The sequence below is a fragment of the Myxococcus sp. AB036A genome, assembly GCF_006547355.1.
In the GTDB taxonomy this organism is placed as follows: Bacteria; Myxococcota; Myxococcia; order Myxococcales; family Myxococcaceae; genus Myxococcus; species Myxococcus virescens.
In genome coordinates this window covers 110,568-122,612 of record NZ_VHLC01000002.1, presented here as the reverse complement: position 1 = coordinate 122,612, position 12,045 = coordinate 110,568, and the positions used below count along the sequence as shown (strand labels likewise).

1 protein-coding gene (cut by a window edge) is annotated in these 12,045 nt (G+C 68.1%); it reads left to right on the top strand.

The genetic code is table 11. The features are described 5' to 3' along the window. Positions 1–3 precede the first annotated feature (3 nt). Positions 4–12,045, top strand: the 5' end (the start) of a protein-coding gene (locus FL344_RS01565) for a non-ribosomal peptide synthase/polyketide synthase (protein ID WP_141617229.1). The gene runs 23,787 nt beyond the window's last position; the window shows 12,042 of its 35,829 coding nt (coding positions 1–12,042); its start codon is at positions 4–6; the stop codon falls past the right edge of the window.

Here is a 12,045-nt window from a genome sequence, read left to right as displayed (position 1 = left end):
GCCATGGGGAACGAGACGGACAAGAAGCCCACGCTCACGCGCGAGGAGAAGCTCGCGCTGCTCGCGAAGCGGTTGGAGAAGAAGCCCCGGCCCGCGTTGCCGCTGACGTTCTCCCAGCAGCGGGTGTGGTTCCTGGTGCAGCGCGCACCCGGGCTGCCTGCCTATCACCTGCCGTTGGTCTTGGAGCTGTCCGGCCGCCTGGATGAGGCCGTGCTGGAGCGGAGCTTCCAGGAAGTGGCTCGGCGCCACGAGTCGCTGCGCACGCACTTCGGCGAGGTCTCCGGCACACCGGTGCAGTTCGTCGATCCCCAAGCACGCCTGCCGTTCACGGTGGAGGGACTGGAGGACGTCCCCGAGGCGGCGCGCGAAGTCGCCGTGCGGCAGCGCATCCAGCTCGAGCTGGAAACACCGTTCGACCTGTCCCGCGGCCCACTGGCTCGCGGCGTGTTGCTGCGCGTGGCTCCGGAGCGCCATGTGCTCCTGGTGGTGGTGCACCACCTCATCGCCGACCATGTGTCCATGGGCGTGCTCACCCACGAGATGGTGGCGCTCTATGACGCCTTCGCCCAGGGCCTGCCGTCGCCGCTGCCTGTGTTGCCGCTCCAATATGGGGACTACGCGGCGTGGCAGCGGGGCAAGCTTCGCGGTGACGCGCTCGACGCGCACCTGGAGTTCTGGCGCAAGCGGCTGGAGGGCGCGCCGCATGAGCTAGAGCTGCCCACGGATCGCCCGCGGCGCTCCGCGACCGGACGGGCTGCTCAGCGCAGGGCCTTGTTGCCTGTGTCTTGGGTGGAACGCCTCGAGTCGCTGGCGCAGGCAGAAGGCGCCACGTTGTTCATGGCCGTGCTGACGGGGCTCCAGGTCCTGCTTTCTCGTTACACCGGGCAGAAGGACCTGCTCATTGGCGCCTCGCACACGAACCGGGGCAGGCAGGAGACGAAGGGGCTGGTGGGCCTCTTCGCCGAGCCGCTGGTCCTGCGAGCGGACCTCTCTGGCCGGCCGGGCTACCGTGAGCTGCTGCGCCGGGCGAAGGCGGACACGGAGGATGCCTTCGCGAACGCGCATGTTCCTTTCGAACCGCTGCTGAGTGCATTGGGCGTGGAGCAGGACCCGACGCGCGCACCGATGTTCCAGGTGCTCTTGGGCGAAATCGATGCGCCGCCACCGCTTCGCGAGGTGCAAGGGCTCGGCGTGCGCGTGCTCGACGCGGATGTGTCGAGCACCGACGTGGACCTGACCCTGATGATGTCCCGAGGCCCTGAGGGCCTTGCGCTGACGGCCATGTACAACGCGGAGTTGTACGACGCGGCCACCATCGAGGGACTGCTGGGCCATCTGGAGACGCTGCTCGACGCGGCGGTGACGTCACCCGACTGGCCCGTGGAGACGCTGGTGATGCTCCCGGTCGAGGAGCGGCACCGCTTGCTGGAGACGTGGAACGGCGCGAAGGAGCCCCTGCCTCCGGACGCCTGCGCCCATGCATTGTTCGAAGCGCAGGTCGCGCGGACACCGGATACCACTGCCGTGGTGTCCGGCGGCGAGTCCGTGACGTATCGCGAGCTGAACGCGCGGGCGAACCACGTGGCGGCACGCCTGCGAGCGCTCGGCGTGGGCCTGGAGTCCCGGGTGGCAGTGTGCGTGGAGCGCTCGGTCGAGTTGCTGGCGGCGTTGCTAGGTGTGCTCAAGGCGGGTGGCGCCTACGTGCCGCTGGACCCGGAGTACCCAGCGGAGCGGCTGGGCTACATGCTGGAGGACAGCGGTGCTCGCGTGGTCGTGGCACGGCGGCAGTACCGCGAGAAGCTGGGCGGGGCACCAGGGCGGGTCTGGTTGGACGTGGCGTCGCTCACGCCGGACGCAGAGGAGATGACGTACGGGCCGACCGCCGTCGTTCCACCGGAAGCCGCGGCGTACGTGCTCTACACGTCAGGCTCCACGGGGCGGCCGAAGGGCGTGGTGGTGCAGCACCGCTCACTGGTGAGCTTCATTCGCGCGGAGTGGCAGGTTTGCCCGGTGGAGCCGGGCGACCGGGTGCTCCAGTTCGCGTCCATCAGCTGGGATACCAGCGCGGAGGAGATCTATCCGTGCCTCACTCGCGGCGGCACGCTGGTGCTGCGCACGCCCGAGATGCTGGACGTCCCGGAGGTCTTCCTGGCCCGGTGTGAAGCGGCCGGAATCACCCAGCTCAACCTGCCCACGGCCTTCTGGCATGAAGTGACGGCGAGCCTGGATGAAGGCAAGGCGCGCCTGCCCTCGGGTTTGAAGTGGGTGGTTATCGGTGGTGAGCGCGCCGTCCCCGCGCGGGTGTCGCAGTGGCGGCAACGCGTGGGCCGCGCGGTGCCACTGCTGAACACGTACGGCCTCACCGAAGTGACAGCGGTGGCCACGGCCGTGGACCTGACCACTGACACCGAGGACTCCGGGCGCGAGGTGGCCATTGGCCGGCCGCTGGCGAATGTCCGCATCTACGTCCTCGACGGGGAGTTGGAGCCAGTGCCCGCGGGTGTGGTGGGCGAGCTGTACGTCGGTGGTGAAGGTGTGGCGCGCGGGTATCTCGGCCGGCCGGAGCTGACCGCGGAGCGGTTCGTCCCCGCGCCGCAGGGGGACGGGGCACGGCTGTACCGCACCGGCGACAAGGCGCGATGGCGGCGGGACGGCGTACTGGAGTACCTGGGCCGGGGTGACTCGCAGGTGAAGGTGCGCGGTCATCGCATCGAGCCCGGTGAGGTGGAGTCGGCGCTGCTCGGGCAACCGGGCGTGCGCGAGGCGCTGGTTGTGGTGCGCGAGGACGCACCGGGCGACAAGCGACTCGTGGGCTACGTGGTGCCGCGCGATGGACGCCTGCTGGAGAGCGGCGAGGTGCGTGCGGGCCTGGAGTCGCGCCTGCCGCGATTCATGGTGCCGCAGGCGGTGGTGGTGCTGGAGCGGCTTCCGCTGCTTCCAAACGGGAAGGTGGACCGCAAGGCGCTGCCCGCGCCGGAGGCGGTACGGGAGTCTCGAAAGGAGGCGCACGTCGCGCCTCGCACGCCCGTGGAGCAGATGCTCGCGGGCTTCTGGGCGGAGGTGCTGCGCCTGGAGACGGTGGGGCTGCACGACAACTTCTTCGAGGTGGGCGGACACTCGCTACTGGCAATGCAACTGGTCGGGCGGGTCCGTGAAGCCTTCCGAGTTGATCTGCCGCTGCGCGACGTCTTCGAGTCGGCCACGGTGGCGGCGCTCGCGGAACGGATTTCAAGGGCGGTGGCAACCGCGGGCATTCCGGCGCCTCCACTGAAGCGGATGGAGCGCGGCGGCACGGCTCCGTTGTCATTCGCGCAACAGCGCCTGTGGTTCCTGGCGCAGCTCGATCCGGCGAATACGTCCTACAACCTCTGGGCACCCGTGCGTGTAACGGGGGCGCTGGACGTCGATGCGCTGGCACGGAGCTTCGAGGCGTTGGTTCGCCGGCATGAGGCGCTGCGCACCACGTTCCGCGCCGAAGGTGGCTCACCGGTGCAGGTCATCTCCGCGGAGACGCAGGTGCCGCTGGAAGTGGTGGACCTGTCCGTGTTGCCAGAGGGCGAACGCGAGGGCTCGGCGAAGGCACGGACCGAAGCGGAAGTGGGCCGGCCGTTCCAGCTGGAGCAGGGGCCCTTGCTACGTACGGTGCTGCTCAAATTGTCCGAGCAGGAGCACGTGTTGGTGCTGGTGATGCACCACATCGTGTCGGACTACTGGTCCATGGGCATTCTCGTGCGGGAGGTGGCCGCGCTCTACGAGGCATTGTCCCAGGGGCGGCCGGCACAGCTGCCCGAGCTGTCCGTGCAGTACGCGGACTTCGCGATGTGGCAGCGCGATTGGCTCAAGGGGCAGGTGCTGGAGTCGCAGCTCGCGTACTGGCGGACGCAGCTTGCTGGGGCGCCGAGTGCGTTGGCGCTTCCCACGGACAAACCGCGACCTGTGACGCAGACGTTCCGGGGCGCGAACCTTCATGTCCTGTGGCCGAAGGCGCTGTGGCGTGAGGTGGAGTCGCTCGGCCGACGCGAATGCGCGACGCCCTTCATGGTGTTGCTGGCCGCGTTCCAGACGGTGCTGTCGCGCTACTCGGGCCAGGATGACGTGAGCGTGGGGGCTCCCATCGCAGGGCGTTCGCACTCGGAGACGGAGGGACTCATTGGGTTCTTCGTCAACACGCTGGTCCTGCGGTCGAAGCTGTCGCCCGCGCTGAGCTTCCGCGCACTGCTGAGGCAGGTCCGTGAGGTGACCCTGGGCGCCTACGCGCACCAGGACGTGTCATTCGAGAAGCTGGTGGAGGAACTCCAGCCCGAGCGTGACCTGAGCCGCAGCCCGTTGTTCCAGGTGACGCTGACACTTCAGAACACCCCTGCTGCCGAAGTCCAGTTGAGGGGCATCACCCTCAAGGGACTGGCGGCGGAGGAGAAGACGTCGAAGTTCGACCTGTCACTGGTTGTGGAGGAGGTGCCGGACGGCGTCGTGGCGATGGTCAACTACAACAGCGACCTGTTCGAGGCCGGGACGATGGACCGGATGCTCGGACATCTCAAGGTGCTGTTGGAGGCCGCCGTCGCTGAGCCGGAGACGCGGCTGGCCGAGCTGCCGCTGATGGGGAGTGAGGAGCGGCAGAGGCTGGTGAGGGAGTGGAGCGGGACGGCTTCGACGTATCCACGCGATGCCAGCCTGAGTGCTCTCTTCGAGGCGCAAGCACAGCGGACACCGGACGCGGTGGCGGTGGAGTACGAAGGCCAGCGGCTGACGTACGCGGAGTTGAACCGGCGTGCGAACCAGTTGGCGCACCACCTGAGGGGGATGGGCGTTGGGCCCGAGGTGCGGGTGGGGTTGTGCGTGGAGCGCTCGCTGGAGCTGGTGGTGAGCGTGCTGGGCATCCTGAAGGCAGGGGGCGTGTACGTGCCGCTGGATGCCAGCTACCCGCTGGAGCGACTGGCGTGGATGAAGGCGGAAGCCGGCGTCGCATTGCTGGTGGCGCAGGAGAAGCTGGCGGACGAGGTGGCCGCGGGCGGCGAGCTGGTGGTGTGCGTGGACACGGAGTGGGACACGCAGATTGCCCTGCAACCGGAGGTCGCACCGAGCACGCGTGTGGGGGGAGGCAACCTGGCGTATGTGATGTTCACGTCGGGAAGCACAGGGAAGCCGAAGGGCGTAGGCGTGCCTCACCGAGCAGTGTCTCGCCTGGTGCTGGGGACGGACTTTGCGCACTTCGGGCCTGAGGAAGTCTGGCTGCAACTGGCACCCATCTCCTTCGACGCATCAACGCTGGAAGTGTGGGGCGCACTGCTGCACGGCTCTCGGTTGGTGGTGTACCCGGCAGTGGCTCCGACGTTGGAGGAGTTGGGCCGGAAGCTGGAGTCGTCAGGCGTGACGTCGCTGTGGCTGACGGCTGCGCTCTTTGAGCAGATGCAGGCACGGCAGCCGAAGGCCCTGGCCAGCGTTCGTCAGCTGCTTGCAGGGGGCGACGCGCTCCCGGTGTCCCGTGTGAAGGAGCGGCTGGCAGCGGGTGGTGTGCTCATCAACGGGTATGGCCCGACGGAGAATACGACGTTCTCCAGCACGTACCGGATGGAGAGGCCCGAGGAAGTAGGTGCCTCGGTGTCCATTGGCCGGCCGGTGAAGAACACCGTGGCCTACGTGTTGGACGGGGCAATGCGTCCAGTGCCTGTGGGCGTTCCGGGTGAGCTGTACGTGGGCGGAGACGGCCTGGCAGTGGGGTACGTGGGACGCCCGGACCTAACGGCCGAACGCTTCGTGCCGAATCCGTACGACGAAGGAGCGCGGCTGTACCGCACGGGGGACATGGTGCGGTGGCTGGGGAACGGGACGTTGGAGTTCCTGGGCCGAGCGGACACGCAGGTGAAGGTGCGGGGCTACCGGATTGAGCTGGGCGAAGTGGAAGCGGTGCTGGCCCAGCACAGTGGCGTCAACGAAGCCGTGGTGGTGGCGCGGGAGGATGGAAGCGAAGGCAAGCGGTTGGTGGCCTACGTGACGGCGCAGGAAGGTGGCTCGCTGGACGCGGGTGCACTGCGGAGCCACGTGAAGCAGCGGCTGCCAGAGTACATGGTGCCGTCAGCGTACGTGGTGCTGGAGTCGCTGCCGCTTACGCCCAATGGCAAGGTGGACCGCAAGGCGCTGCCCGCACCGGACGCCCAGGGGCCGAAGACGGCGCACTTCGAGGCGCCTCGCACGGCGACTGAGCAGAAGCTGGCGTCCATCTTCACCGAGGTGCTGAACGTCGAGCGCGTCGGGCTCGACGGAGATTTCTTCGAGTTGGGCGGACACTCGCTGCTGGCCACGCAGTTGGTGTCACGCGTCCGCGAGTCCTTCCAGGTGGAACTCCCCCTGAGGGACGTCTTCGAATCTCCGACGGTGGAGAAGCTCGCTCTCCGGCTGGAGGAAATGCACGCGGGGGCTTCATCCCTTCATGCACCGCCCCTGAAGCGAGGCCCTCGGTTGGGGGCACTGCCGCTATCGTTCGCTCAGCAGCGGCTGTGGTTCCTCGAACAGCTGGAGCCAGGGAGCCCCGTCTACAACATCCCCTTGGCCATCCGGCTTTCGGGCGCTCTGCGAGTCGATGCTCTGGAGCGCGCGCTTCGTGAGTTGGTGCGGCGCCACGAAGTCCTGCGAACGACGTTCCGCTCCGAGGGCGGGACGCCCGTACAGATCGTCTCCCACCAGGCGGAGAATGCACTGCCGGTGGTGGACCTGTCGTCGCTCTCGTCCGAGGCGGCCGAAGCGGAGGTCGATCGACTGCTGCGTGAGGAGTCCCTCCGCGGATTCGACCTCGCCAGCGGACCGCTGCTGCGCACGCGATTGCTGAAGCGCTCCGAGGCGGAGCATGTGCTCCTGGCGAACATGCACCACATCGTCTCGGACGGGTGGTCCATGGGCGTCATCGTCCGGGAACTCGCGGCGCTCTACGGGGCCTTTCGCGAAGGACAGCCGTCGCCGCTGCCTGAACTGGACGTGCAATACGGTGACTTCTCCGCGTGGCAGCGCGCCTGGCTGGAGAGTGGCGCGCTTCAGCGGCAACTGGATTGGTGGCGCCAGCAGCTCGAAGGAGCCCCTCAGGTCCTCTCGATTCCCACGGACAGGCCGCTGCCCGCGGTTCAGACCTTCCGAGGCGCGAATCTCCCGGTGATCATCCCACCGGCGTTGTCCTCAGGCGTGAAGGCACTGGCGCAGCGGCATGGTGCAACGCCGTTCATGGTGCTGCTGGCGGGCTTCCAGGTGTTGCTGGCCCGGTACTCGGGGCAGAGCGACCTGGTGGTGGGAACGCCGGTCGCCGGACGTAACCGCGCGGAGACAGAAGGGCTCATCGGCTTTTTCGTCAACACCCTGGCGCTGCGGGCACGCGCGTCCGCTGAGAAGCCATTCCTCACGCTGCTTCACGAGGTGAAGGATGCGGCGCTGGGTGCCTACGCGCATCAGGACGTTCCATTCGAGCAGCTCGTGGAAGAGCTTCAGCCGGAACGCACGCTCAGCCACTCGCCGCTGTTCCAGGTGATGCTCTCCCTGCAGAACACGCCGGTGCCGGAGGCGCTCGTGCCCGGGCTCTCGATGAGCGCGATGGGCACGGAGATCGGCGCTGCGAAGTTCTTCCTGACGCTGGCGTTGGAGGACCTGCCGGACGGCTACTCCGGCGTCTTCGAGTACAACGCGGACCTCTTCGAGCCGTCCACCGTCCAGCGCATGGCCGCGCACTGGCTCACGCTGTTGGAGGCTGCCGTGGCCTCCCCGGACCGCCGATTGTCCGAGCTGCCGCTGCTCTCTCCTCGAGAGCGGCACCAGCTCCTGGTGGAGTGGAACGACACCACAACGGAGTATCCACGCGATACGCCCGTGCACGTGCAGTTGGCGGACCTGGCGACGCGCACTCCGGAAACGGTGGCGCTCGCTTGGGAGGGGGGGCAGCTCACTTTCGCGGAGCTGATGGCGCGGAGCCGCTTGCTGGCGGCGCATTTGCGGCGCTTGGGAGTGGGCCCCGAGGTCCGGGTGGGCCTCTTGGCGCGCCGATCGCCGGAGTTGGTGGCGGGACTGCTCGCCATCCTGGATGCCGGTGGTGCCTGGGTGCCGCTGGAGCCGGACGCTCCCCGTGAGCGGCTGGCGCGCATCCTGGAAGACGCGGTGCCCGCGGTACTCCTCACCCAGCGGGCGTTGCGAGACCTGGTGCCCGCGACCTCGATGCCCGTGGTGTTGCTCGAGGATGACCTTGGGTCAGTCGCTGCTGGGACTTGGGAGGCGAGCGCGGTGGCGGACAACGCCGCCTACGTCCTCTTCACCTCGGGGTCCACGGGACGTCCGAAGGGCGTGCTCGTTTCCCACCGCGCATTGGCGCGACACACGGCGTGGTTCATCGCCGCGTTGAAGCTGGGCACGGGCGACCGGGTGTTGCAGAAGGCCTCTGCTGGCTTCGACGCCGCGGTGCCCGAGCTGCTGGCCACGCTGGTCTCTGGTGCTCGGCTGGTCATCGCACCGCCTGCTGCCGAGAGCGACACCGAGGTGCTGTTGGCCGCGTTGGAACGCCAGCAGGTCACGGTGCTCCAGTTGGTTCCGTCGCAGCTCCGCGTCCTGTTGGCGCACGAAGGTGTGGCGCGAGCCGCGGGCCTGAGGGTTCTGGTATCCGGGGGCGAGGCGCTGCCGGTGGAGCTCGTTCATCAGGCTCGGGAGCGGCTGCCGTCCACGCTCATCATCAATGCGTACGGACCGACCGAGACCACGGTCGATGCCACGGCCTGGCTGGGAGGCGACCTGGGCGATGGCCCCTTCGCGCCCATTGGCCGACCCATCGCGAACACCCAGGTCTACGTCTTGGATGCACAGGGCCAGCCGGTCCCCGTGGGCGTCCAGGGTGAGCTCTTCGTCGGCGGAGATGGTCTGGCTCGCGGGTACGTGGGCCGGCCAGACCTGACGGCGGAGCGTTTCGTGCCGGACGCCATGGGAGGTACACCGGGTGCCCGGCTCTATCGCACGGGTGACCAGGTGCGGTGGCGCTCGGGGGGCTCGCTGGAGTTCCTGGGCCGGGTGGACACGCAGGTGAAGGTGCGGGGGCACCGCGTCGAACCCGGCGAGGTGGAGGCGGTGCTTGCGGAGCACCCGGCCGTCCACGTCGCCGTGGTGGTGTCGCGCACGGACGTTTCGAATGAGACGCGGCTCGTGGCCTACGTGGTGCCAGTCGATGCGTCAGGCGCGGTGGATGCCACGGCGCTGCGGGCCTTCCTGGCGGAGCGCCTGCCTTCGGCCATGGTGCCCTCGTGGTTCGTGGTCCTGGAGTCGCTGCCGCTGCTCCCCAGCGGGAAGGTGGACCGCAAGGCGCTGCCCGCCCCTGACGTGGACGTCAGCGAGCGACAGTACGTCGCACCCCGCACCCCGACGGAAGAGCTGCTGTGCGGCTTCTTCAGCAGGGTGCTGGGCGTGGAGCGGGTGGGCATCCACGACGGATTCTTCGAGCTGGGGGGCCACTCGCTCCTTGCGACACAGCTCGTCTCGCGGGTGCGTTCGGCCTTCCGGGTGGAACTCGCGCTGCGGGAGTTGTTCGAGGCGCCCACCGTAGCGGAACTGGCGCGTCGCATCGAACAGGCGAAGCGATCTGGGGCCGAGATGCCGATGCTTCGGAGCCCGGCGGAGCCTCGCGCACGTGAGCTGCCCTTGTCGTTCGCGCAGCAGCGGCTTTGGTTCCTGGATCAACTCCAGCCAGGAAGTGCGTTCTACAACGTGTCTGCGGTGGTGAAGTTGACCGGACCGCTGGACCCGAGCGCGCTGGAGTGGAGCTTTGAGGAGCTGGTGCGTCGCCATGAGGCCCTGCGGACAACCTTCCGGGCCAAGGGTGGGACCCCGGTGCAGGTCATCTCGGCCGAGCCGACGCTCGCCTTCGCTGTGGTGTCCCTGGAAGCGCTGGATGACACCGAGCGCGATGCCGCTGCGAAGCGCTGGGCTGAAGAGGAGGCCCAGCGGCCCTTCGACCTGAAGAAGGGGCCGTTGCTGCGAGCCACGTTGCTACAGCTGCGGGAGCGGGAGCACGTGCTGGTGCTGATGATGCACCACATCGTGTCGGACGAATGGTCCATGGGCATCCTCGTGCGCGAGGTGGCCGCCCTCTACGAGCCGCTGTCCCAGGGACAGCGCTCCTCGTTGCCTGACCTTCCGCTTCAGTACGGCGATTACGCTGTCTGGCAGCACGAATGGCTGGCAGACGACGTGTTGGAGACGCAGCTCGGATACTGGCGACAGCAGCTCGCTGGGGCGCCGAGTGCGTTGGCGTTGCCCACGGACAAGCCTCGCCCGGTGATGCAGACGTTCCGCGGGAGCATGCAGGAGGCGCTCTGGCCCTCCGAGCTCTGGGCCGCGGTGAAGGCGCTCGGGCAGAGAGAGGGCGCGACACCGTTCATGGTGCTGCTCGCGGCCTTCCAGACGGTGCTGTCGCGCTACTCGGGCCAGGACGACGTGAGCGTGGGCTCGCCCATCGCGGGCCGCACGCGTGAAGAGACGGAGGGGCTGATTGGCTTCTTCGTCAACACGTTGGTGCTGCGGACGAAGGTCTCCCCTGTGTCGATCTTCCGCGAGCTGATCGCTCAGGTGCGGGAGGTGACGCTGGGTGCGTATGCGCACCAGGACGTGCCGTTCGAGAAGTTGGTCGAGGAGCTTCAGCCCGAGCGTGACCTGAGCCGGAGCCCGTTGTTCCAGGTGACGCTGACGCTGCAGAACACGCCTTTTTCCGAGGTCCAACTGCGGGAGCTGACGCTGAAGGGCGTCGACGCCGAGGAGAAGACCTCGAAGTTCGATTTGTCGCTGCTCGCGGAAGAGGTGCCGCACGGGTTTTCCGTGGCGGTGAACTACAACAGCGACCTGTTCGAAGCTGCGACGATGGAACGGCTGCTGGGGCACCTGCGGGTGTTCCTGGAAGCCGCTGTGAGTGCTCCAGAGACGCGGCTGGCCGAGCTGCCGTTGATGGGCAATGAGGAGCAGCAGCAGCTGGTGAAGGAGTGGAGCGGGACGGCGTCGGAGTACCCGCGCGAAGCCAGCCTGAGTTCCCTCTTCGAGGCGCAAGTTCAGCGGACGCCGGACGCGGTGGCGGTGGAGTACGAAGGCCAGCGGCTGACGTACGCGGAGTTGAATCGCCGTGCCAACCAGCTGGCGCACCACCTGAAGGGCATGGGTGTGGGGCCCGAGGTGCGAGTGGGGCTGTGCGTGGAGCGCTCACTGGAGCTGGTGGTGAGCGTGCTGGGCATCCTGAAGGCGGGAGGCGTGTACGTGCCGCTGGATGCCAGCTATCCGCTAGAGCGACTGGCGTGGATGAAGGCAGAGGCCGGCATCGCGGTGCTGGTGGCGCAGGAGAAGCTGGCGGACGAGGTGGCCGCGGGTGGCGAGTTGGTGGTGTGCGTGGACACGGAGTGGGACACGCAGATTGCCCTGCAACCGGAGGTCGTACCGAGCACGCATGTGGGTGGAGGCAACCTGGCGTACGTGATGTTCACGTCAGGGAGCACGGGGCAGCCGAAGGGCGTGGGCGTGCCGCACCGAGCGGTGTCACGCCTGGTGCTGGGAACGGACTTCGCGCACTTCGGGCCCGAAGAGGTGTGGCTGCAACTGGCGCCCATCTCCTTCGATGCATCGACGCTGGAGGTATGGGGCGCGCTCCTGCACGGCTCGCGGTTGGTGGTGTACCCGGCAGGGACTCCGACGTTGGAGGAGTTGGGCCGGAAGCTGGAGTCGTCAGGCGTGACGTCGCTGTGGCTGACAGCGGCGCTCTTCGAGCAGATGCAGGCACGGCAGCCGAAGGCCCTGGCCAGCGTTCGTCAGCTGCTGGCGGGTGGCGACGCGCTCCCGGTGTCCCGTGTGAAGGAGCGGCTGGCAGCGGGCGGTGTACTCATCAACGGGTATGGCCCGACGGAGAACACGACATTCTCCAGCACGTACCGGATGGAGAGGCCGGAGGAAGTCGGGGTGTCGGTGTCCATCGGCCGGCCGGTGAAGAACACGGTGGCCTACGTGCTGGACGTGGGGATGCGTCCAGTGCCAGTGGGGGTGCCGGGTGAGCTG